General features: G+C 57.9%; 19 protein-coding genes. 8 read left to right on the forward strand and 11 right to left on the reverse strand.

The features are described 5' to 3' along the window. From DOU50_RS16890 to DOU50_RS16900, 3 genes are all read left to right on the forward strand, one after another. Positions 1-413: glycine radical domain-containing protein (locus DOU50_RS16890; protein ID WP_322742065.1), on the forward strand; the 413-nt coding region annotated here is incomplete at its 5' end. Between the two features lie 194 nt (positions 414-607). After that, positions 608-1,423 carry a Cof-type HAD-IIB family hydrolase gene (locus DOU50_RS16895; RefSeq protein ID WP_148769777.1) on the forward strand — a complete coding sequence of 272 codons (816 nt, stop codon included), beginning with the start codon at positions 608-610 and terminating at the stop codon, positions 1,421-1,423. A 149-nt stretch (positions 1,424-1,572) separates the two neighbouring features. Next, positions 1,573-2,829: a DUF1479 domain-containing protein gene (locus DOU50_RS16900; RefSeq protein ID WP_148769778.1), complete on the forward strand. Its 1,257-nt coding sequence runs from the start codon at positions 1,573-1,575 to the stop codon at positions 2,827-2,829. Here DOU50_RS16900 and DOU50_RS16905 read toward each other — a convergent pair. After that, positions 2,826-3,899 (reverse strand): LacI family DNA-binding transcriptional regulator, encoded by a 1,074-nt coding sequence (locus tag DOU50_RS16905; protein ID WP_148769779.1) that lies wholly within the window; start codon positions 3,897-3,899, stop codon positions 2,826-2,828. The two genes, DOU50_RS16900 and DOU50_RS16905, sit on opposite strands and share 4 nt — an antisense overlap. 288 nt (positions 3,900-4,187) lie before the next feature. Between DOU50_RS16905 and DOU50_RS16910 the strand changes: the two genes are divergently transcribed. Further along, positions 4,188-5,489 carry an MFS transporter gene (locus DOU50_RS16910; RefSeq protein WP_024908695.1) on the forward strand — a complete coding sequence of 434 codons (1,302 nt, stop codon included), beginning with the start codon at positions 4,188-4,190 and terminating at the stop codon, positions 5,487-5,489. Between the two features lie 17 nt (positions 5,490-5,506). Beyond that, entirely contained in the window at positions 5,507-7,870 is a 2,364-nt protein-coding gene (locus DOU50_RS16915) for a glycoside hydrolase family 31 protein (protein WP_148769780.1), read from the forward strand. A 91-nt stretch (positions 7,871-7,961) separates the two neighbouring features. Here the strand turns inward: DOU50_RS16915 and DOU50_RS16920 are convergent, their stop codons facing one another. Further along, positions 7,962-9,557: an ABC-F family ATPase gene (locus DOU50_RS16920; RefSeq protein ID WP_024908697.1), complete on the reverse strand. Its 1,596-nt coding sequence runs from the start codon at positions 9,555-9,557 to the stop codon at positions 7,962-7,964. 222 nt (positions 9,558-9,779) lie between these two features. Between DOU50_RS16920 and ldtB the strand changes: the two genes are divergently transcribed. Then, entirely contained in the window at positions 9,780-10,700 is a 921-nt protein-coding gene (gene ldtB / locus DOU50_RS16925) for a L,D-transpeptidase (protein ID WP_024908698.1), read from the forward strand. Between the two features lie 242 nt (positions 10,701-10,942). Beyond that, complete coding sequence (locus tag DOU50_RS16930; RefSeq protein ID WP_148769781.1) at positions 10,943-11,752, forward strand: glycosyltransferase; 810 nt, start codon at positions 10,943-10,945, stop codon at positions 11,750-11,752. Between the two features lie 8 nt (positions 11,753-11,760). On the opposite strand, the gene DOU50_RS16935 is transcribed toward DOU50_RS16930, so the two are convergent. The 9 genes from DOU50_RS16935 to mntR all read right to left on the reverse strand — a co-directional run bounded on the left by DOU50_RS16935 (position 11,761) and on the right by mntR (position 22,404). Then, positions 11,761-12,477, reverse strand: a complete 717-nt coding sequence (locus DOU50_RS16935) for a GntR family transcriptional regulator (protein WP_048991503.1) — start codon at positions 12,475-12,477, stop codon at positions 11,761-11,763. Positions 12,478-12,492: 15 nt separating this feature from the next. Continuing rightward, positions 12,493-13,815 carry a PTS sugar transporter subunit IIC gene (locus DOU50_RS16940; RefSeq protein ID WP_024908701.1) on the reverse strand — a complete coding sequence of 441 codons (1,323 nt, stop codon included), beginning with the start codon at positions 13,813-13,815 and terminating at the stop codon, positions 12,493-12,495. A 51-nt stretch (positions 13,816-13,866) separates the two neighbouring features. Continuing rightward, positions 13,867-15,243, reverse strand: coding sequence for a glycoside hydrolase family 1 protein (locus tag DOU50_RS16945; RefSeq protein ID WP_061715701.1), 1,377 nt, complete (start codon positions 15,241-15,243; stop codon positions 13,867-13,869). Between the two features lie 149 nt (positions 15,244-15,392). After that, positions 15,393-16,430, reverse strand: a complete 1,038-nt coding sequence (locus DOU50_RS16950; RefSeq protein WP_061715702.1) for an aldo/keto reductase — start codon at positions 16,428-16,430, stop codon at positions 15,393-15,395. A gap of 107 nt (positions 16,431-16,537) precedes the next feature. After that, complete coding sequence (locus tag DOU50_RS16955; RefSeq protein WP_148769782.1) at positions 16,538-18,061, reverse strand: efflux transporter outer membrane subunit; 1,524 nt, start codon at positions 18,059-18,061, stop codon at positions 16,538-16,540. Further along, positions 18,061-19,632 carry a DHA2 family efflux MFS transporter permease subunit gene (locus DOU50_RS16960; RefSeq protein WP_024908705.1) on the reverse strand — a complete coding sequence of 524 codons (1,572 nt, stop codon included), beginning with the start codon at positions 19,630-19,632 and terminating at the stop codon, positions 18,061-18,063. The genes DOU50_RS16955 and DOU50_RS16960 overlap by 1 nt, the downstream gene beginning before the upstream one ends. Beyond that, on the reverse strand, positions 19,629-20,723 hold the full coding sequence (locus DOU50_RS16965) for an HlyD family secretion protein (RefSeq protein ID WP_024908706.1): 1,095 nt from the start codon (positions 20,721-20,723) through the stop codon (positions 19,629-19,631). Before DOU50_RS16965 ends, DOU50_RS16960 begins: the two co-directional genes overlap by 4 nt. A gap of 101 nt (positions 20,724-20,824) precedes the next feature. Further along, on the reverse strand, positions 20,825-21,934 hold the full coding sequence (locus tag DOU50_RS16970) for an anion transporter (protein WP_024908707.1): 1,110 nt from the start codon (positions 21,932-21,934) through the stop codon (positions 20,825-20,827). After that, positions 21,931-22,404, reverse strand: coding sequence for a manganese-binding transcriptional regulator MntR (gene mntR, locus DOU50_RS16975; RefSeq protein WP_023310887.1), 474 nt, complete (start codon positions 22,402-22,404; stop codon positions 21,931-21,933). The genes DOU50_RS16970 and mntR overlap by 4 nt, the downstream gene beginning before the upstream one ends. A 183-nt stretch (positions 22,405-22,587) precedes the next feature. On the opposite strand from mntR, the gene mntS reads away from it, so the two are divergent. Then, positions 22,588-22,716 carry a manganase accumulation protein MntS gene (gene mntS, locus DOU50_RS16980; RefSeq protein ID WP_032645368.1) on the forward strand — a complete coding sequence of 43 codons (129 nt, stop codon included), beginning with the start codon at positions 22,588-22,590 and terminating at the stop codon, positions 22,714-22,716. Positions 22,717-22,773 lie beyond the last annotated feature (57 nt).

Below are 22,773 nucleotides of genomic sequence, written 5' to 3' on the forward strand. Positions count from 1 at the left end.
CGATGGCGACGCCAGACGGACGTAAGGCGCATACCCCGCTGGCGGAAGGGGCAAGCCCGGCTTCCGGTACCGACCACCTGGGTCCAACGGCGGTGATCGGCTCGGTGGGTAAACTGCCTACCGAGGCGATTCTCGGCGGCGTGCTGCTGAACCAGAAGCTGAATCCGTCAACGCTGGAAAACGACAGCGATCGCCAGAAGCTGATGGTGCTGCTGCGCACCTTCTTCGAGGTGCACAAAGGCTGGCATATTCAGTACAACATCGTCTCGCGCGACACGCTGCTGGAGGCGAAGAAACACCCTGATCAGTATCGTGACCTGGTGGTGCGCGTCGCGGGCTACTCGGCGTTCTTCACCGCCCTGTCGCCGGATGCGCAGGATGATATTATTGCCCGTACTGAGCATACGCTGTAACGGTGTATCCCCTAAGGGGAAATGCGCACGCTGATGCCCTCACCCCGGCCCTCTCCCACGGGGAGAGGGAGAAAACACTAAAAAACGGCAACCTCGGTTGCCGTTTTGCTTTTACTTTCGAATGAAATTAAATTTGTGCTCCCCGTCACCTTGTTATTAGAATGTTTCAAAACGCAGTGACCCAGGAGCACAGTATGACCGTTAAAGTTATCGTCACCGATATGGACGGAACTTTTCTTGATGATGCCAAGCAGTACGATCGTGACCGCTTCCAGGCACAGTTTGAACAGCTTAAAGCCCGCGACATTGAATTCGTTGTCGCCAGCGGCAACCAGTATTACCAGCTCATCTCCTTCTTTCCGGAGCTGAAAGACAGGATCTCCTTCGTGGCGGAAAACGGCGCGCTGGTGTTCGATCGCGGGGAGCAGATTTTTCACGGCGAGCTGACCCGCCATGAATCGCAGATCGTCATTGGCGAACTGCTGAAAGATAAAGGGCTGAACTTCGTGGCCTGCGGGCTGGAGAGTGCCTACGTGAGCGACAAAGCTCCTGAAGCGTTCGTGGCGCTGATGTCAAAGCACTACCACCGCTTAAAGCGCATCAGCGATTACCGTGAAATTGACGACGTGCTGTTTAAGTTCTCCCTGAACCTGCCGGACAGCGATATCCCTAATCTGGTGGATAAGCTGCACGTCTCCCTGGACGGCATCATGAAGCCCGTCACCAGCGGCTTTGGTTTTGTGGATTTGATTATCCCCGGCCTGCATAAAGCCAACGGCATCAGCCGTCTGCTGAAGCGCTGGAAAATCTCCCCGCAGGAGTGCGTGGCCATTGGCGACAGCGGCAACGATGCCGAGATGCTGAAGCTGGTGAAATATTCCTTTGCGATGGGCAACGCGGCGGAAAGCATCAAAGAAATCAGCCGCTACAGCACCGACGACAACAACCATCAGGGCGCGCTGAACGTTATTCAGGCCGTGCTCGACAACCACTCCCCGTTCGACGCCTGATCCTCTCCTCGCCGGAGCCTGGCTCCGGCTTATCACTCTTTTTCCGTCCTGTGGCTTGCGTCAAGTTTTTAAACTTGCATTAACTTAATTTTAACTTAAAGTATCACTTGTAGACATTTTTACTTTCGAATGAAAGATGCGAGGCAGTTATGACCTTTACCAGTGAAACTTTGCCGGCGGATCACAAAGCGGCAATCCGTCAGTTGAAACGTGAGCTGCGCGCGCAGATCGGCGACGTGCAGGCGGTGTTCAACAAGCTCAGCGATAAAATTGCCACCCGCGTGGCGGAAATCAACGCCCTTAAAAACAAAGGCGAATCCGTCTGGCCGGCGATCCCGTTCGCGCATGTAAAAAACGGCACCATTACCGACGCACAGCGCGAAGCCGTTAAGCGCCGCGGCTGCGCGGTGATTAAAGGTCATTTCCCGCGCGAGCAGGCGCTGGCGTGGGATCAGTCGATGCTCGACTACCTCGATCTGAACAAGTTTGACGAGGTGTACAAAGGGCCGGGCGATAACTTCTTCGGCACCCTGACTGCTTCCCGTCCGGAGATTTACCCGATCTACTGGTCGCAGGCGCAGATGCAGGCGCGCCAGAGCGAAGAGATGGCGCAGGTGCAGTCGTTCCTGAATCGTTTATGGACATTCGAGAGCAACGGCAAACAGTGGTTTGACCCGGACGTGAGCGTGATTTACCCGGACCGTATCCGCCGTCGTCCGCCGGGAACCACCTCGAAAGGACTGGGCGCGCATACCGACTCCGGCGCGCTGGAGCGCTGGCTGTTGCCGGCTTATCAGCAGGTCTTTGCCCGCGTGTTTGACGGCAACGTCGAGAAATACGATCCGTGGAACGCCGCGCACCGTACCGAAGTGGAAGAGTATACCGTCGATAACACCACCAAATGCTCGGTATTCCGCACCTTCCAGGGCTGGACCGCGCTGTCGGACATGATCCCCGGACAGGGGCTGCTGCACGTGGTGCCCATCCCGGAAGCGATGGCGTACATTCTGCTGCGTCCGCTGCTGGACGACGTGCCGGAAGACGAGCTGTGCGGCGTTGCGCCGGGGCGCGTGCTGCCGGTTTCCGAGAAGTGGCACCCGCTGCTCATCGAGGCGCTGACCAGCATTCCGGCACTGGACGCGGGCGATTCCGTGTGGTGGCACTGCGATGTGATCCACTCCGTCGCGCCGGTGGACAATCAGCAGGGCTGGGGCAACGTGATGTACATCCCCGCCGCACCGATGTGCGAGAAAAACCTCGCCTACGCGAAAAAGGTCAAGGAAGCGCTGGAGACCGGCGCGTCGCCGGGAGACTTCCCGCGTGAGGATTATGAAAAGAGCTGGCAGGACCGCTTTACCGTGAACGATCTCAACATCCACGGCAAGCGCGCGCTGGGCATGGTCTAACTGTCGTATAGCCCTTCCCGCTCCACGGCGGTGCGTCGTTTCCCCTGACGTATCCGCCGGACTGACTCCCGCACGGTCAACGTACCGTTAAGCAGTAACGTCCCCACCGGTGCGTCCGGGCGCATGAGCCGCAGCTGGAGCATGTGTACCGCTTCTGTTCCGAGCTCGTCGCGGGGAACATGCACGGCCGTTAATGGAACATCCTGGATCGCCGCCAGGTTAAACCCGTCGATGCTCATCACCGACACGTCCTGCGGCACGCGCAGACCGTGGTTTTGTAATGCGCTGATGGTGCCCGCCGCCATAAAGTCGCCGCCGACCAGAAACGCGGTAGGTAAATCTTTCCCCTGCACTTCGCTGAGCCAGCTGCTGACCGCCTGTTCCGTTTCGCGCGCGCTGAAGCTGGGCACCACCAGCAGATCGCGTTTATCGCTGAACGTCAGGTTGTGGGACTGCCACGCGTCGCGGATCCCCGACAGGCGCAGCTCCATGGTGTAGCGACGCAGGCACAGCACGTTCATCACCTCACGGTGTCCCATCTCGAACAGGTATTCCGCCGCCCGCTCGCCAATGGCGCGGTGATCCGGCGCAACGGCAGGCAGACGCATGTTCCGGTCGCGGCAGTTAATCAGCATGCAGGGTTTACCCACATCCACCGCCAGATCGTGAATGTGGGGATCGTCGATGCCGAGAAGGATTGCCGCCTGAGTATCCGGCTCATTCATGCGCGCCAGAAAAAGCTGGGCGTCGCTGTCGTTCTCTTCCAGCGCGCAGTAGCGCAGGCGCACATCGTGGGATGCCAGGCCTTTACTCACGCTCTGGATCACGCGGTAGTAAAAGATGTCGGACCGCTCGTCGAAGGCGCGCTGGGGGGCAAAAACCACCAGGCTATTGAGCAGCAGCCGTCCCGCCGCCATGCCCTCCATCACCCCCAGCTCCCGCGCGCACGCCAGCACCTTTGCGCGCGCTTTTTCGCTGGTATTCGCTTTCCCCGCCAGCACCCGAGACACGGTGCTGATCGAGAGCTGCGTGCGGGCGGCGATTTCGGTGATTTTTAGCCTTTTGTCCATTTTGTGATCTGGCTCCATTTGCGAAATGAAAAAATTTTCATAGCGTATCCGTCAGGCAATAACTGACATAAATGCCATCATGCCAGAGTGGTTGAGTCAGTTATGAGAAATTTTGCACAAAATCCACTATTGCCCACTCATTTTCTCCCTTAAGGTGAACTTGTCACACAACTTCCATACTAGTTGTATACCAACTTAAGCAGTTTAAACGGATAGAAATCAAAGGCATAAAAATCTGTGTGACACCTGAACCTCCGTCCCCTTACCGTCCGTCTTGTGGAGAGTAAAATGAGTCAGGACATCAATAACACCGTTGCGACAAGCAAAACCCGTCGCGTCATCAAGAACCTGCGCTGGTACGTGCTGGTGCTGTTCTTACTTGGCGTCACCGTTAACTACATCACCCGAAATTCGTTAGGCATTCTTGCCCCCGAGCTGAAAGAGAGCCTCGGGATCACCACCGAGCAGTACTCCTGGATCGTTGGCGCGTTCCAGATCGCCTACACCATTTTCCAGCCCCTCTGCGGCTGGCTGATTGACGTGATCGGCCTGAAGATTGGCTTTATGGTCTGCGCCGGGATCTGGGCGCTGATGTGTATTTTCCACGCGGGCGCCGGAAGCTGGCTGCACCTGGCTATTTTGCGCTTCTTTATGGGTGCCTCTGAGGCCGCCGCTACCCCGGCTAACGCCAAAACCATCGGTGAATGGTTCCCGAAATCAGAACGACCTGTTGCCGCCGGCTGGGCGGGCGTGGGCTTCTCCATCGGCGCGATGCTGGCTCCGCCAATCATCTACTTTGCTCACGCCTCGTTTGGCTGGCAGGGGGCGTTTATGTTTACCGGCGTGCTGGCGCTGCTGTGGGTGATCCTGTGGTGGGCGTTCTACCATAACCCGGAGCAGCACCCGAACCTGAGCAAGGACGAGCTGGCGTTTATCAAGCAGGATAACGAACCGCCTGCCGTCAAACTGCCCTTCCTGACCGCGCTGAAAACCGTCTCGAAAAACAAACGCTTCTACGGTATCGCCATCCCGGCCTTTATGGCGGAACCCGCCTGGGCGGTGCTGAGCTTCTGGGTGCCGCTGTACCTCGCCAAAGAGCACGGTATGGACCTGAAGCAGATTGCGATGTTTGCCTGGCTGCCGTTCCTCGCCGCCGACCTCGGCAGCGTGGCGAGCGGCTACCTGACGCGTCTGTACACCCGTCTGTTCGGCTGCTCCCGCGTTAACTCGGTCGTCGCCAGCTCCGTGACCGGCGCGTTCCTGATGATCTCGCTGGCCATCGTAGCCATTACCCGCGACCCGTATATCACCATCGTGCTGATCTCCATCGGCGGCTTCGGGCACCAGATTATCTCCTGCATGCTGAGCGCCCTGGTCGTGGAGTCCTTCGACAAAGGCCAGATGGCGACCGTCAACGGCATGCGCGGCTCGGCGGCGTGGATCGCCAGCTTCCTGTTCTCGCTGTTAATCGGTGTGACCGCCGACAAAATCGGCTTTAACCCGCTCTTTATCGCCATGGGCTTCTTTGACCTGATTGGCGCTGTCTTCCTGGTAGCATTTATTGCTGAACGTCGCGCCAAGCGCGCCTGATAGTGGATGTATTGCATATGAAAACCCTGAAAAACTGGACCGTTGATATACAGTCGGCAAACCATCTGGAACTGCTGGTCGATAACCAGCACCGCCTGTGCCTGTATGTGCTGGAAGAGAACCTGTTCCGCGTGCTGATTAAGCGCAAAGGCGAGCTGGCGCTGGACCGCACCTGGAGTATCGCTCCGGAAAAAGACGTGCCCTGGGAAGGCCGCCGTCGTGACGACATAAGCGGTTTCTCCTGCCCGGCCTGGAACCTGACGCAGCAGGGTGAGACGCTAACCGTGGCAACCGAACAGCTGCGCGTGACCGTCCACCAGCCGCTGTGGCTGGAGTGGCACTACCGCAATGAGGCGGGCGAATGGCTGCCGCTGGTCAATGACCGCCCCACCAGCGCCTACCTGCTGAACGCCCACGGCGACGGCGTGGCGCACTATCTCAGCCGTCGTAAGGACGAGCGTTTCTACGGACTGGGCGAGAAAGCGGGCGATCTGCAGCGCAACGGTAAACGCTATGAGATGCGCAACCTCGACGCAATGGGGTACAACGCGGCCAGCACCGACCCGCTCTACAAGCACATCCCGTTCACTATCGCCCGCCGCGACGACGTCAGCTACGGCCTGTTCTACGACAACCTGAGCAGCTGCTGGCTGGATCTGGGTAACGAAATCGACAACTACCACACCGCCTATCGCCGCTGGCAGGCGGAAGCGGGCGATATCGACTACTACATCTTTACCGGCAGGCGCGTGCTGGACGTCACCAAGGTCTTTGTGCGCCTCACCGGAAAAACGCTGTTCGGACCGAAATGGAGCCTGGGATACAGCGGTTCAACCATGCACTACACCGACGCGCCGGATGCGCAAAACCAGCTGATGAACTTCATCCGCCTGTGCGAAGAGCACGCCATCCCGTGCGACTCGTTCCAGCTCTCCTCCGGCTATACCTCCATCAACGGCAAGCGCTACGTCTTCAACTGGAACTACGACAAGGTGCCGCAGCCGAAGGTAATGAGCCAGGCGTTCCACGACGCGGGATTGAAGCTGGCCGCCAACATCAAGCCGTGCCTGCTGCAGGATCATCCTCGCTATAACGAAGTGGCGGAGAGCGGCCTGTTCATTCGCGATTCAGAAACCGATGCACCCGAACGTTCCAGCTTCTGGGATGACGAAGGCTCGCACCTCGACTTTACCAACCCGCAGACGGTGCAGTGGTGGCAGAACGGCGTCACCACGCAGTTGCTGGAGATGGGCATCGACTCCACCTGGAACGACAACAACGAATATGAAGTGTGGGACGGGGAAGCCCGCTGCTTTGGCTTCGGTAAGGAGATCGCCATCAAGCACATTCGCCCGGTCATGCCGCTGCTGATGATGCGCGCCTCGCTGGAAGCGCAGCAGCGCTTTGCGCCGGAAAAACGCCCGTATCTGATCTCCCGCTCCGGCTGCGCCGGGATGCAGCGCTACGTTCAGACCTGGAGCGGCGACAACCGCACCGGCTGGGACACGCTGCGCTATAACATCCGCATGGGGCTGGGCATGAGCCTGTCGGGGCTGTTCAACGTCGGCCATGACGTGGGCGGTTTCTCCGGCGACAAGCCGGACGCCGAGCTGTTCGTGCGCTGGGTGCAGAACGGCGTGATGCATCCGCGTTTTACCATTCACTCGTGGAACGATGACCACACGGTGAACGAGCCGTGGATGTACCCGGGCGTCACCCCAGCCATTCGCGGCGCGGTTGAGCTGCGCTACCGCCTGCTGCCGTACCTCTACACCCTGCTCTGGCAGGCGCACGCCGACGACGAGCCGATGCTGCGTCCGACCTTCCTCGACCACGAGCACGATGCGCAGACCTTCGAAGAGTGCGATGACTTCCTGCTGGGCCGCGACCTGCTGGTCGCCAGCGTCGTCGAAGCCGGGCAGCGCGAGCGCCGCGTCTGGCTGCCGGATAACGACACCGGCTGGTACGATTTTTACACCCACGCGTGGTATGCGGGCGGCCAGTCGATCGTTCTCGACGCGCCGCTGGAAAAACTGCCGCTGCTGGTGCGCGCCGGAGCCGGTCTGCCGCTCAGCGAGCGCATCACGCATGTGAGTGCCGAAAAAGATACGGCCCGCGAACTGAAGCTGTTCCCGGTGAAGGGCGTCGGCACAACCTCGGGCATGCTGTTTGAAGACGACGGCGAAAGCTGGGGATACCAGAACGGCAATGCGCTGTGGGTGGAATGGGAAATGGTGTGCGACGGCGCAAGTATCAACCTGAAGGTGAATGCGCGCGGCGACTATCGTCCGGCGTGGAAGGCGCTGAAGGTATCATTACCGGCGGGGGAAAAACGTACGCTGCGGGTGAACGGGGTTGAAGGGAGTGAGTGGGTGCTGTAGTGCGGCCTGATGCCCTCACCCTAACCCTCTCCCACAGGGAGAGGGAATAGAACGTAGGCCGGGTAAGGCGAAGCCGCCACCCGGCATTTTTTTAGTTCTCGATACCTTTGCTGCGCAGGTAATCTTCGTAGTTACCGGTGAAGTCCACCACGCGCTCTGGCGTAATTTCGATCACGCGGGTCGCCAGCGAGCTGACGAACTCACGGTCGTGAGAGACGAAGATCAGGGTGCCCTGGTACATCTCCAGCGCCATGTTCAGGGATTCGATAGATTCCATGTCCAGGTGGTTAGTCGGTTCGTCCATCACCAGGATGTTTGGTTTTTCCATCATCAGCTTGCCGAACAGCATGCGGCCTTTCTCACCACCGGAGAGCACTTTAGCCGGCTTTTTGATGTCGTCCTGGCTGAACAGCAGACGACCCAGAATGCTGCGCACCGCCTGCTCGTCGTCGCCTTCCTGCTTCCACTGGCTCATCCAGTCAAAGACGGTCAGGTCATTTTCGAACTCGTACTCATGGTCCTGCGCGTAGTAACCAATCTGCGCGTTTTCGGACCATTTCACGGTGCCGTTGTCCGGCTGCAGTTCGCCGACCAGGGTTTTCAGCATGGTGGATTTACCCACGCCGTTGGCGCCCAGAATGGCAATCTTCTCGCCCACTTCCAGCAGCAGGTTAAAGTTTTTAAACAGCGGGCCTTCATCGAAGCCTTTGGTAAGGGCTTCCACTTCCAGCGCGTTACGGAACAGCTTCTTGTCCTGCTCGAAGCGGATGAACGGGTTCTGACGGCTGGAGGCTTTAACCTCTTCCAGCTTGATTTTATCAATCTGACGCGCGCGCGAGGTTGCCTGACGCGATTTAGAGGCGTTAGCGCTGAAGCGGCTGACGAAGGACTGCAGGTCAGCAATCTGCGCTTTCTTCTTAGCGTTATCCGCCAGCAGACGCTCGCGCGCCTGGGTGGCCGCCGTCATGTACTCGTCGTAGTTGCCCGGATAAACGCGCAGCTCGCCGTAGTCCAGATCCGCCATGTGGGTGCAGACCATATTCAGGAAGTGACGGTCGTGCGAGATGATGATCATGGTGCTGTCGCGATCGTTCAGCGTCTGCTCCAGCCAGCGGATGGTGTCGATGTCCAGGTTGTTCGTCGGTTCGTCGAGCAGCAGGATGTCCGGGTTAGAGAACAGCGCCTGAGCCAGCAGCACACGCAGCTTCCAGCCTGGAGCAACTTCGCTCATCGGACCGTAGTGTTGTTCTACCGGAATGCCGACGCCCAGCAGCAGCTCGCCCGCGCGCGCTTCCGCAGAGTAACCGTCCATCTCGCCGTACTGCGTTTCCAGGTCGGCCACTTTATAGCCGTCTTCTTCGCTCATTTCGGCCAGCGCATAGATGCGATCGCGCTCCTGCTTCACTTCCCACAGCTCCGCGTGCCCCATGATCACGGTGTCGAGCACGGTGAACTCTTCGAAGGCGAACTGATCCTGACGCAGCTTACCGATGCGCTCGTTCGGATCGAGCGACACGTTGCCGAGGGTCGGCTCCAGATCGCCGCCGAGGATCTTCATAAAGGTGGATTTACCGCTACCGTTGGCACCAATCAGGCCGTAACGGTTGCCGCCGCCAAATTTGACGGAAATGTTTTCGAACAGCGGCTTACTGCCAAACTGCATAGTGACGTTGCTGGTAACTAACACGGGGAGATTCCTGCGAAAAGTGTGATAAACACGGCATTATGCCACAATTCCGAATTGAGATCCCGCGTTGCAACCATCCACTAAACTTTAACAAAATCGAAAAAAATGTGATTTCGTACACATCTGAATTCCCTGTGAGCGGGAATGCACATATAATGCGCTCCCATCACAGATTCAGACTTATCAACTCATCGCCTGAATGGCTTAGATACCTCGCACAACATGAACATGAAATTAACAGCGCTTTTTGCGGCGGCGTTAGCCGTAGTAGGTTTTTGTAAGACCGCGTCTGCGGTGACGTATCCCCTGCCGACCGACGGAAGCCGTCTGGTGGGTCAAAACCAGGTGGTGACGGTTCCTGAAGGTAACTCTCAGCCGCTGGAGTATTTCGCTGCGCAGTACCAGCTGGGCCTGTCTAACATGCTGGAAGCGAACCCGGGCGTTGACCCGTATCTGCCGAAAGCAGGTACCGTGCTGAATATCCCTCAGCAGCTGATCCTGCCGGATACCGTTCATGAAGGTATCGTGATTAACAGCGCCGAAATGCGTCTGTATTACTACCCGAAAGGTACCAACACCGTGATCGTGCTGCCAATCGGTATCGGCCAGTTGGGTAAAGACACCCCAATGAACTGGACCACCAAAGTTGAGCGTAAGAAAGCGGGCCCAACCTGGACGCCGACCGCCAAAATGCACGCAGAATACATCGCGGCGGGCGAACCGTTGCCAGCCGTTGTACCGGCCGGTCCGGATAACCCAATGGGTCTGTACGCGCTGTACATTGGCCGCCTGTACGCTATCCACGGCACCAACGCCAACTTCGGTATCGGCCTGCGCGTGAGCCACGGCTGCGTGCGCCTGCGTAACGACGACATCAAGTTCCTGTTCGAAAACGTGCCGGTCGGTACGCGCGTGCAGTTCATCAACGAACCGGTGAAAGCAACGTCTGAACCAGACGGCAGCCGCTACATCGAAGTGCACAACCCGCTGTCCACCAGCGAAGACCAGATCAACAACAACGAAGTCGTTCCTGTTACGCTGAACAGCGCGGTGCAGGCGGTGACGTCTCAGCCAGATGTCGAAACGGCGATTGTTGACCAGGCCGTGCAGAACCGCTCCGGTATGCCGGTGCGTTTGAACTGATCACGCTGAATCAATAACGTATCTTATAAGACCCCGTATTATCGGGGTCTTATTGCACTGTAATCTCCATCACGCTGACCCTTTCTGAACAGCTATTACTGCCGTAAGTGCCTTTCTTGCCATTTTCTGCTAACCCAGCGGGGTTACATCTAATCCTCTAAGTGTTATGATGCGCCCACTTATAAAATCAGTTTTATCTGCTTTTATAAGGTCTTTTTATCTCCTGGAGCACGCATAGTTTGATGATTAGCATTAACTTAACAACAACAAAATCGCGCCTTTATCTCTGTTCGCAAACAGTGTGGTCACTGGCGAACCAGAGTAAGAAGGTCGATCAAATTGTTGTGTGGGTCTCCAGTACACCTTATCTCAGTGACGAAGGCATCACTGAGGAGCCGGAGTGGGCGCAGAAAATTCGCCAGACGGGCACCAACCTGGTTTTTAAATGGGTTAAGAATACCGGCCCTTATCGGAAATTGTTTCCGGCGCTGCAAGCAGCAACCGAAGACGATATTCTGATTTATGCCGATGATGACGCAATCTATAACGAAATTTGGGCAGAAACACTGCTGGATGATTTTTATCGCCACAATCAAAAATATGTGGTTGCCGCGCGGGTGCGTGAAACAGTAAAGAAGAAGAAAGAACTTCTTGATACCTATCGTAATTTCCCGCTTATCACCATGCCAAAAGTCGTTGAGCAGAACTATATCATCACCGGTCTTGGTGGCGTTGTGCTCAAGAAAAATATGATCCCGGAATATTTCCATTTTAACGAAGATTTTATTACGGTTTGTCCTCGCGCGGATGATATTTGGATCAGCAAACTGATTCAGCTAACCAAAACACCTGTCTATGTTTCTGCACAAAGCATTCGTTTTGTTCATGAAATAATCCATGACTATGGATTATCGCGCGAGAATACCAGCAAAATAAAACGTTCCTGGTTTCAAAAAATCCGTTTTACATTTAAGCCTGGTCAAATACAGCATCTGTGTCAGAACGATCTTTACATAAAAGACACGGACAGCTATTTCGAGTCGTGTGCCTGAAAGACTGATTACCCGTTATTTACGATCACGATCCCGCCGTGGTCGTAGCGATAGTGGCAGTGGGCATACTCCAGCGGCGTGCCATCTTCCAGATAAATCACCTGCTCCACCTCCAGCACCGGATCGGTTTCCTCGCAGACCAGATGCTCTCTGTCCAGCGCGCTGGGCTTAAGCGCCCGCACCACCCGGTACGACCCCATAATTTTCAGCCCCAGCGTTTCCTGAACGTACTGGAACACTGAAGCTTCAAGATGGTTTTTCGTCAGGCCCGGGACCAGATTCATCGGCATCACCGTGGAATCCAGCGACATCGGTTCACCGTTCAGCAAACGGAGTCGAATAAAGTCATAGATCGGCGCATCGGCGTTAATCATCAGCGACGCCTGCTCTTTTTCGTTCGGGAAGCGCAGCTCGAAATGCACCACCTGGCTCGTGACCGTGCCCAGATGTGCCCAGGTTTTGGTCGCGCCAAAGTAGTCGCTGCCGGAGAGATCCCACTGCGAGAGCTGGAGGAAGTTTTTACGGATGAACGTGCCCTGGCCCTGACGGGTATAGACCAGACCTTCGACGATCAGCTGGCGCATCGCCTGCTGAATGGTCATCCGACTGGAGTTGAACTCCGCCGCCAGCGCAAACTGGTCCGGCAGGGGTTCGTTGGCGGCGTACTGCTGGCTGATAATGCGTTTCTTAATTTCCCGCGCTATGGTGATGTACTTCGCCGCCATCGTCCTTCCTTTCAGTTAGTTTTCTATCCCGCTGTTTTTCAACGCCACTCTCTCGGCAATCTTGAGGAAAGGCAGGTAGAAGAATACACCAAATACGATGATTGCCAACTGCACCACCACCGCCCGCCAGTCTCCCGCCGTAGCCAGCCAGGCGCTCAGGATCGGCGGCGTGGTCCACGGGATCATCACCACGCAGCGCGACATTAGCCCCAGCGTGGTACAGAGCCAAGCGAAATAAATGCCGATGGCGGGCAGCAGCACGAATGGGATCATCAGCGGCAGGTTAAATACGATCGGCAGGCCGAAAATCACCGGCTCGTTGATGTTAAACAGGCCCGGCGCCAGCGACAGGCGCGCCACCTGCTTCGCCGACTGCTGGCGCGAGAAGATAAATATCGCAATCAGCAGCGAGATTGTACTGCCCGTGCCGCCCACCATGCCAAACGTCGGCACGAAGATATTGTTGATGATGTGCGGAATGGGCTGACCGTTGGCGAAGGCCAGCATGTTTTCGTTGGTATTGATCAGCAGGAACGGCTCCAGCACCACGCTGTTGACCACCGACTGATGAATACCGAGCGTGAACAAGAAGTTGCCGAAGCTGTAGATGAAAATCGTCCCGGGCAGGCTGGTGTTGATCAGCCGCAGCGGCTGCTGGATAAAGGTCGTAATGAGATGGATCAGATCCGTATGCAGCACGTTTGCCAGCACCGCCGCCAGCACCGCGAACAGGGAGAGCGTGAGGATGGTCGGGATCAGCGCGGTAAAAGATTTGCTCACCGCCGGAGGCACGTTTTCCCCCAGCGAAATGTGCAGCGCCTTCAGGCGCGAAATAGCGATAAACACTTCCGTTGAAAGCAGCCCAATCAGCACCCCGGCGAAAATCCCGGTGGAGCCGATATTGGCGAACGTCAGCACCTGGGTGACGTTCACCGTGGTATCGCTGCCGACGGGCGTAATCTGCAAGCGCATCGGCATCATGATGATGAAGCTGCTGACGGCGATAACCACTGCCGAGACCGGATTGTCGAAATCTTTGTTGCGCGCCAGCGACCAGGCAATCATCGGCGCCAGCAGCAGCGCGGCAATGTTCAGCGTGCCGTTGATAATCGCCTCGCCCCACACTTTGAAGTGTGCCAGCGTATCGCCGTGAAAAATCCACGGAAAGACCACGTTGTTCACCAGCACCGCCAGACCGGCGAGGATGAAAATCGGCATCACCGTGGCGAAGGCGTCGCGCAGGGAGCGCAGGTGCACCTGGTTTGCCAGGCGCGCCGAAAACTCGACAAATTTATCGACAAAGGACTGCATGTGCGGTGTGATTTTTGTTTCAGACATAGCGGAGTGTTCCCATCAATCAGTCACAAAAACGGCCCGGCAGCGTACGGCTTACATCTCGCGTCCGTTGGTATGGATAACCTGTTTTAACCACGCGTAGCTCTTCTTCGGCACGCGCTTCAGGTCTTTCAGGTCGTGGTTTTCCCGGTTGACATAGACCACGCCGTAGCGCTTACGCATGTCGCCCTGGGAGCTGAGAATGTCGATCAATCCCCAGCCGAGGTAGCCAATGACCTCTGCCCCGTCCTCGAACATCGCCGCTTTCATGGCCTCGATGTGCGCCCGGTGATAGTCGATGCGGTAGGTGTCCTCAATCGGGTTCACGCCGTCCCATGACTCAATCACCCCAATGCCGTTCTCGATCGGGAACACCGGCAGGCGCCAGTCGTTGGCGTAGCGGGTGATGATGGTGCGGAAGCCCAGCGGATCGATCTGCCAGTTCCACTCGGTGGCCTTCAGGTACGGGTTATTTTTCTCGCCGTGCAGCAGGTAATAGTTCACCGGCGTGCCTTCCGGAATCGCATCGCTGTCCAGCGTTTTGCTGGCGTAATAGCTGAAGGCCATATAGTCGTTCTTTGTACGAGCGAACAGCGCCAGGTCCTCGGCGCGGTAGATATCACCAAAGCCCTCCTGTTCCACCACCGCCATCACCGCCGGGCTGTAGCCTTGCCCTGCGAAGACGCGCAGCAGGTTCTGGTTGAGAAACTCGTCATACTGCTGGGCGCAGAAGATATCGCGCGGTTTGCAGGTGGCCGGGTAGATCAGCTGGTGCGCCAGCATGCCGCCCATCAGCTGGCCCGGTCTGGTCTGGTGCAGGTATTCGGTTAGCGCCATGTGTGCCACCATGGTGTGGTGCTGCAGCTCATACAGCTCGCGCAGGGTTTTCTCGCCTTTCATATAGCCGGAAATACGGAACGCTTCCGGCATATGGAAGATGTTCTGCTCGTTGAAGGTCAGCCAGTACTTCACGCGGTCGCCATAACAGTCGATCATCTTTTTGCCATAGCGGATAAAGGCGTCCATTACGCGGCGGTCGTTGAAGCCGTTGTACTCCTGCGCCAGCGCCAGCGGCATATCGAAATGGTACAGGCAGATCATCGGCTCGATGCCGCGGGCGATCAGATCGTCAATAAAGCGGTCGTAAAATGCGATGCCTTCGTCGTTGAACGGGCCGTCACCCTGCGGGCAGACGCGGCTCCATGAGATCTGGAAGCGGTAGCAGTTCATGCCCAGATCCTGCATCAGATCGAAATCTTCCCTGTAGCGGTGGTAGGAGTCGGTCGCCACTTTCCAGTCGGAGACGTTTTCCCCGGCTTCACGAATGTCATACACCGACATCCCCTTCCCGCCTTCGTTCCAGGCTCCTTCCGTCTGCATGCTGGAGACCGAGTTGCCCCATAAAAAGTTGGCCGGTAGCTGATGGTTCATGTTTTCTCCCTATATGACTAGTCATTTAAAACTTCATGTCTAGTCATATAGGCGATGATGAAAAGAGGATCAAAGAGGAGGATCGTTTTTTGTGAGCAATGCGGGAAAAAAAGCCCCGGTAAGCGAGCGCCACCGGGGAGGAAGAGGTATTACTGAGCGAGCTGATTACGGCGATACTCTCCCTGACGCTCCAGCATCCAGCCAGGATATTCCCGCGGCAGCGCGCTGACCGCATCCAGCTGTTTGAGCTCGTCTTCGCTGAGAAGGATACCGGTGGCGGCAATGTTGTCGTCCAGCTGTTCAACGCGTTTCGCGCCAATAATCACGCTGGTCACCGCTTTTTGATGTAGCAGCCACGCCAGCGCGATTTGCGCGACGGAGACGCCCTTGCTTTCGGCGATAGTCCGCATTACGTCCACGCAGTCGAAGGCGCGCTCTTTATTCACCGGCGGGAAGTCAAACTCCAGACGACGACCACCGGCTTCGCTCTGCCCGTCGCGGCCATATTTTCCGCTCAGCAGGCCGCCCGCCAGCGGGCTCCAGACCATCAGCCCGACGCCTTCGCTCTGCATCATCGGCACCAGCTCGCGCTCCAGATCGCGTCCGGCGATGGTGTAATACGCCTGGAGTGATGCGAAACGCGCCAGCCCGAGACGCTCGGAAATACCCAGCGCTTTGGCAATCTGCCACGCCGCCCAGTTCGAGACGCCGATATAGCGCACGTGGCCATGCTGCACCAGATTATCCAGCGCATACAGCGTCTCCTCAATCGGCGTGGCCGGGTCGAAACCGTGAAGCTGATAGAGATCGATATGATCGAGCTGCAGGCGGCGCAGGCTCTCCTTCACGCTGCTGATGATGTGATACCGCGAGCTGCCGCGCGAGTTCACCCCGGCGGTGCCCGTTTCGCCGAACACCTTGGTGGCAACCACCACATTTTCGCGCGGGACGTTGAGGTTTTTCAGCGCCTGCCCGAGGATCGTCTCCGAGCGCCCTTCCGAATAGACGTCAGCGGTATCGATGAAGTTAATGCCCGCATCCAGCGCGCGGCCCACCAGCTGCTCGGCTTCGTTTTGCTTAAGCTGGCCAATCTTGCCCCACATGCCGTCTTCACCACCGAAGGTCATGGTGCCGAGGCACAGTTCAGAAACAAACAGTCCGGTGTTGCCCAGTTTTTGATAACGCATAAGATAATCCTCGCATGTCGTTTAAGGGGTACCCGATAGTTATACCCGCCCCTCAGCGATCGCGAATGTGGCGTTCCTGTCCGTTTCTTGCCCAATCCTCTGAATATTTATCCGCGCGGGGCGTCGCCAAAGACGCTGTAGTCCGGTAATTGCACCTGCTGATACGGCTCCCAGCCGCCGCCGAGCGCCTTGTAGAGCGCCACCAGATCGAGCGCGCTCTGCACCTGCGCCTGCGCGCGCTGCTGCTGCGCCTGCGCCAGCTGACGCTGGGCGTCCAGCACGTCAATGAAGCTGGCGATCCCCTGGCGGTAGCTGTCGCTTGCCAGGTCAAACGCGTTTTGCAGCGCATCGATCGTTTTCGCCAGCCCCGCTTCACGCTGCTGGTCGGTGCGATAGCTCACCAGCGCATTTTCGACATCACCAAGCGCGGTGAGCACCGTCTGACGATAGTCCAGCACCGCCGCACCCTGCTGCGCGCGCGCCACCTTCACGCTGGAGACCAGTCGACCGCCCTGAAAGATGGGAATGGAGACCTGCGGGCCAAAGCTGTAGAAGTGGCTGCTCCAGTCGGTCAGCCAGTTGGTTTCGCTGTTGCGCAGGCCAAACTGCCCGGAGAGGGTAAAGCTCGGGAACAGCTCCGCCACAGAGACGCCGATTTGCGCCGTGGCGGCATGAAGGTTCGCCTCCGCTTCGCGCACGTCCGGACGGCGGCGCGCCAGCGTCGACGGAATGCCGGTCTGCACAATATCCGGCAGCGCGGGCATCGGCTGCACGCTTTGTAATTCCGCATCCAGCGCCCCCGGCGGCTTGCCCAGGAGGATTGCCAGGCCATTCATCGCCTGACGCGCCTGCGCCTGATATTGCGGAAGCTGTGCCTCAAGGTTACCTAACTGCGCCCGGGCGTTTTCCACATCCATTTGCGGCGACAGCCCGCCGCGCTGGCGGCTCTCGGTCAGATCCAGCGTCTGCTGCGCGCTTTTAATCTGGGTGTTCAGCGTGGCGATAATGCTCTGCGCCCCGCGCAGCTGGAGCCACGCGCGCGCCACTTCCGCCTCCAGCGACACCAGCGCGTCGTTACGCTGCTCGATAGCCGCTTTCTGCTGCGCTTCGGCGGCTTCCACCTGACGGCGCACCTTGCCCCACAGGTCGATTTCCCACTGGGCGTCGAAGCTGCCCTGGTAGAGGTTGATCGGCTGCGTCAGCGGTCCCAGCGCGCCCTTGAGAGCGGGATCGATGCTATCCACCTGGTCATATACACCGTGGGATTTCAGCTCCCCTTCCAGCCCAAGCTGCTGGCGCGTCGCCTGCAGATTGCCGTTCACCGACGGATAAAACGCCCCGCCGGCCTGGTTAATCTGTTCACGCGCCCCGGCGATGCGCAGCACCGTTTGCTGCAGCGTCAGGTTCCCGGCAATGGCGCGCTCAACCAGGCTGTCGAGCTGCGGCGAGCCGAAGGTCTTCCACCAGCGCGGGTTGGTCGCGGCGGAGGTCGTTTGCGATTTTACCGCGCTGTCGCCCTTATCGTTCCAGTGCGTGACGGCAGGTGGCGCGGGCGGCTGGTAGTCCGGCCCGACGGCGCAGCCTGCCAGCAGCATCATTATCATCAGGGGGTGTAAACGTCTGTGTATCATCAATGTGCTCCTGCACTCCCCTCGCTCTTAACCGGCGAGAGCAACAAACAAAACGGAATCAATAGCAAGGCCACCGCGCTCAGAATGGTGAAGACGTCGATGTAGGCCAGGAAGCGCGACTGCTCAATCATCGTCTGGTACATACGTCCGGTGGCGATGCCGGTGGGATCGCCCACCTGGGTGGTGAAGTTCTGGATCGCCTGCGCGCTTTCGCGTATCGCCTGCTGAAACTGCTCGTTAAACGGCGAGGCGTGGTACGCAAGGTGCGCGCTGTGCGCCTGCGAGCGCTCGGTAATCGCCGCCGTCGACAGCGAGATCCCGACCGAGCCCGCCACGTTGCGGAACATGGTGAACAGCGCCGCCGCATCGGCGTTCAGCCGCCTTGGTATCGAGATAAAGGCAATGGTAGTCAGCGGCACAAACAGGAACCCCAGCCCCAGCGACTGGGCGCTGCGGAACAATACCAGGGTTTCGAAGTCGATATCCGGGGTCAGCGTGCGCGACCAGAAGAACGACACCGCCAGGCAGGTAAAGCCAAAGGCGATAATCCAGCGCGTTTGCACCACCGGCATCAGCTTCAGCACCAGCGGAATCGTCAGCACAATCAGCACCGCTCCGGGCGACAGCACCAGCCCGGACCAGGTGGCGGTATAGCCCAGGTCCTGCTGCGCCAGCTGCGGGATCACCACGGAACTGCCGTACAAAATCATCGCCATCCCCGCCATCAGCAGGCTGGAGATGGCAAAGTTGCGGTCCTTCATGCAGTGCAGATCCACCACCGGTTTTTTGGCATACACCAGCCAGTAAATCGCACCAATGATGCCGATCAGCGTTAATACCGCGAAAGTGCGGGTAAAGTTCGAGTTAAACCAGTCTTCGTCTTCTCCCCGGTCGAGCATCACCTGCAGACAGCCCAGCCCCAGGGCGATCAGGCCGATCCCCGTCCAGTCGATGGTCAGCTTCTCTTTAGACTTGCTCTCCCACGGCGGATCTTCCAGCAGCTGGTAGATGGCCAGCACCGTGACAATCCCCACCGGAATGTTGATAAAGAACACCCAGCGCCAGGAGTAGTTGTCGGTGATCCAGCCTCCCAGCGTCGGGCCGAGGACCGGCGCAACGATAATCGCGATGGACGAGAGCCCAAAGGCTTTGCCCCTGTCTTCGGGCTTGAAGTAGTCGAGCAGCACCGACTGCTGCGTCGGCTGCAGCCCGCCGCCAAAGAAGCCCTGCATCACGCGGAACAGGATGATTTGCCACAGCTCGGTGGCGATCCCGCACAGGAACGAGCAGACGGTGAACATGACGATGCAGATCAGGAAGAACTGCTTGCGGCCGAAGACGCGGCTCAGAAACGCCGAGATGGGCAGCACGATGCCGTTCGCGACCAGGTAGCTGGTTAACACCCAGGTGGATTCGTCATAGCTGGACGAGAGCGAACCCGCCACGTGGGGCAGCGCCACGTTGACGATAGTGGTGTCGAGGATCTCCATAAACACCGCCAGGGTGACGACAATCGCCACCGCCCACGGATTGCTGGCGGGCTTCCAGCTGTCGTGGCTGTGATCCGTCATTCCACCGTCACCTTCGGCGCAACCGACAGCCCCAGCGGCAGCGGTCTGTTCGGATCGAGCCCCTTATCAATCACGATTTTGACCGGCACGCGCTGCACAATTTTGACGAAGTTACCGGTGGCATTTTCTGCCGGGAAGGCGGAGAAGCGCGAGCCGCTGCCCTGCTGGATGCTGTCAACGTGGCCCTCGAGCGCCATATCCGGCCACGCGTCGACCGACACGGTGACCTTATCGCCGGGCTTCATGCGCTCAAGCTGGGACTCTTTGAAGTTCGCCACCACCCACACGTTCGGCGAAACCAGGGAGAACAGCGCCGTTCCCGCCTGCACCAGCGTGCCGGGCTGCACGTTGCGTTTGGTGACAAACCCGTCGAACGGAGCGCGGACTTCGGTGTAAGAGAGGTTCAGATTGGCCGTTTCCAGCTGCGCTTTCGCCTGATCGACCTGACGCTCGCGCGCTTCAACGTTGGTTTCCTGCTGGCGGATTTGCAGCTGTACCTGTTCCGCTACTTCCAGCTGCGCCTGGGCGCTGGCCAGCCCCGCCTGCGCGCTGCGCAGCTGAGCGTTCGCGGAATCAATGCTTTGCTGGGTGGTTGCCCGCGGGTCGACACCGCGCTGGCGACGGTACTCCGCCTGCGCGTTCGCCAGATCGGCCTGCGCTTTCAGCACCTGCGCTTTGGCTTCGTCACGCTGGGCGGGATACTGCACTTTTGAGAGCGCCAGCTGTGCCTGAGCCTGATGCAGCTGCGCGATAGCCAGCCCAAGCTGGGCCTGGGCCTGATCGCGCTGGGCGGTGGTATCACGCGGATCGATGACCACCAGCAGATCGCCCTTTTTCACGCGCTGGTTATCACGCACGCGCAGCTCGGTGACGTAGCCCGCCGTTTTGGGGGCAATCGTCACCACGTCGCCGTCGGTAAAGGCGTCGTCGGTCGTCTCTTCGTTACGGGTTAAAAACCACCAGACCAGCGCCACGACGACCATCACCACCACGACAATGCCGAGGATAATTAACGGTTTTTTGCCCGGGCGCTTACGCGCATTATTGTTTTTGTCCTGCTCGTCAGCAGGCGGGTTTTGATCTTCAGCCATAGGTCAGCAACGGTCCTGTCAGTGAGCGGCATCACACTATGCCGTTCACTAAAGCTAGGACGTTGCTATACGTTTGCCAGGAAAAACTGACAAATTGCGCACTATATGAGAAGGAATAGTCCGAAACCGATCGCCGCGGCCCAAACCAGCATCGGAATCGACCAGACGTGGAAACGCCACCAGATACGACGGTCGTTGGCCATACGCAGAGCAATCAGGTTTGCCAGCGAACCGGGCAGCAGCCCAAACCCGCCAATGTTAACGGCCCAGGCCAGGAGCGTATCCGGCGGAACGTAGTTGAGCAGCAGAATGGTGGAAGGCACGTTGCTGATAAACTGCGACAGGCCAATCGCCGTTAGCCACAATCCCGGCTGAGACAGCGTGCTGACGCTGTGCAGAACGTTTTGCAGCACCGGAAGCTGGATGAGAAGATGCACATCAATAAACATCGCCATAAAGACCAGCAGCAGCGTCCAGTCCACGCTCACCAGCACACGCCGCGCCAGAACGACAAACCCTGCGGCAACGAGCAGGACACCCGCCAGCTCATATTTCAGCTCCAGCGCGAACAGAAAGACAATGTATAACCCGAGACAGCTCCACACCAGACGCGGCTGCCACTGCGGGCCCGTGGTGCCGCTGTGGTACTGCAGTTTTTTATCCGGGAAGGCAAACCAGCAGACCGCCAGCAGGGACAGCATCATCACCAGCGCCAGCGGGGCCATCTGCCAGGTAAAGGCGGCAAACGACAGGCCGGAACGGCCCCAGAGCAGGATATTTTGCGGGTTGCCGATAGGCGTCAACAGAGAACCGGCGTTAACGGCGAGCGCTTCAAAGATGATCAGCCGGCTGACCGGAATTTCACAGAGCTTACGCAGCGTGAGCGTGAGGGGCACGATGATAAACAGCGCCACATCGTTGGTCAGAAACGTCGACAGCACCGCGGCGGAGAACACCATAAACAGGGACAGCCTGCGTTCGGTGGCAAACCGGCGCACCATTTTACGTCCCAGAACGTCAAAATAGCCGCTCAGCTCGACCCCTTTGGTGAGCATCATCAGGCCGCTCAGGGTAATGATGGTGCGCCAATCAATCGCGGCGGGCCAGGCATGTGGGGCAAACGGCACAAAGAGACTTAACGCTGCGCCAATGAGTAATAACAGATGGAAAAAACGATCGCGTGCCAGGGCCTGCAGTCCAGGGATTTTCATTCAGCGGAGGGACCATATTTAAGCGTAAATTCACGAAATTTCACCAGCGTCTCTTCGCTAACGTGGTGTTCCATTCCTTCCGCATCCCGGCGGGCGATCTCCGGGCTGACGCCCAGCACCAGTAAAAAATTCTCGACAAGCTGATGGCGCTCGCGGCTCTCCTGCGCGAGTTTCTCCCCCTCCGGCGTCAGAAAAACACCGCGCCAGGGGATCATTTCAATTAAGCCCACGGAGGCCAGGCGTTTTAACATTTTAGCGACAGTTGGCTGTGAAACCCCCAGCCTGGCGGCCATATCGACCTGGCGCGCTTCACCAACCTCACGGATCAGATCGGAAATGAGTTCAACATAATCATCAATCAGTTCACGCCGGTGCGCTTCACGGACCTGGCGAAAACCTTCGACATGTTCTTCAACATTCACCAGTTGCGTCGTTTTCCTCATTGTCGGATGACCTGCGCGACGGTTCATTGTACTTCCTCAGTGGGGTGACGCTTCCAGCGCCCGGTTTCGAGAGCGCACATTGTAAACCATAGCTCCGCAAGCACAAAAAATTAACGAAATAGCCATAGCTATACAATATAGCCTGTGCTATATCTGTATGTAATGCAGTCACCCTTCACGGATCGAAGGGATCAAAACTCAGGAGGTCTTATGAACGAATTCAAGAGGTGCATGACCGTGTTTACCCACTCTCCTTTTAAAGTGCGCTTAATGCTGTTGAACATGCTGTGCGATATGTTTAACAACAAACCGCATCAGGACGACAAATCTTCCCACTAAGCGGCGTTGCGGTACGCCGCTTCATTTTCCCGTCACAATCTCGCTCTAAACTGGCTT

Origin of the sequence: Enterobacter sp. C6 (assembly GCF_008122455.1) — a bacterium.
Taxonomy (GTDB): Bacteria; Pseudomonadota; Gammaproteobacteria; order Enterobacterales; family Enterobacteriaceae; genus Enterobacter; species Enterobacter pseudoroggenkampii.